The sequence below is a fragment of the Aeromonas sp. PS2Canimalfood6 genome (assembly GCF_048276795.1).
Lineage (GTDB): Bacteria > Pseudomonadota > Gammaproteobacteria > Enterobacterales > Aeromonadaceae > Aeromonas > Aeromonas caviae.
On the sequence record NZ_JBLUXC010000143.1, the window covers coordinates 1 to 831 of the forward strand.

The following is an 831-nucleotide window of genomic DNA, read 5'->3' on the forward strand; positions in this document are numbered from 1 at the left end:
TAGGATAGGCATCAACTCAGTCCTTTGGGTGTGGCTTGTTTTGTTTAGCGACTAATCAGATCGCACAAACTGGACTGAGTTCCCTTCCTCCGGTGATCTACTATTCGGAACAGCTATTTAGCTTTGATCGCAGGGACCTAGATGTGATTGCTGCATCATAAACAGTTCCATTTAGTGCTGGCTTTTCAGAAAAGCAGGTGATTGTCATCGAAGGTGTGGGAAAATTAAATACATAGGTCTGCCCACCAGTTGTTTGTGCTGTGCCGTAAACAGTATTGCCGTAGCTGGTGGCATTTAATGTGGTCGTTGATGGTGTTGTATATCCTGCTGAGTACGAATGATCTGCTGTGGCACCGATGATGAAATATTTGAATCCTCTTTCAAGCGTTAAATCAGCTGACCGCAGCATAGCAAGATCAGCTGCATCGGCGCTTGTCGTAAAACCATTTGCTTCTACGGTTACCTGAAATACATTTTCTGCAAGCTGCACGTCAGAATATCCACCACCACCGAAATAGCTGTAGGGCTGATAGGCTGTTGCGCAACCAGTCAGAGCCAAACTACATAGCAACCCAGTCAATTTCATTCTCATTTTACGTTCCTTGTGTTTAAGGCTGATTTTCAATAACTAGGGAAGGTGCGAATAAGCGGGGAAATTCTTCTCGGCTGACTCAGTCATTTCATTTCTTCATGTTTGAGCCGATTTTTTACTCCCGTAAATGCCTTGAATCAGCCTATTTAGACCGTTTCTTCGCCATTTAAGGCGTTATTCCCAGTTTTTAGTGAGATCTCTCCCACTGACGTATCATTTGGTCCGCCCGAAACAGGTTG

At 44.4% G+C, this 831-nt stretch carries 1 protein-coding gene; it reads right to left on the reverse strand.

Annotated features, from left to right (window positions below):
* Nucleotides 1–100: 100 nt before the first annotated feature.
* A complete protein-coding gene (locus ACNPAA_RS20940) occupies nucleotides 101–592 on the reverse strand; it encodes a CC0125/CC1285 family lipoprotein (protein ID WP_417891992.1) in 492 nt (163 codons plus the stop codon).
* Nucleotides 593–831: the final 239 nt, after the last annotated feature.

Excerpts from the sequence above, each read along its gene's own strand:
- ACNPAA_RS20940 (WP_417891992.1), bottom strand. The coding sequence starts at position 592 with ATGAGAATGAAATTGACTGGGTTGCTATGTAGTTTGGCTCTGACTGGT.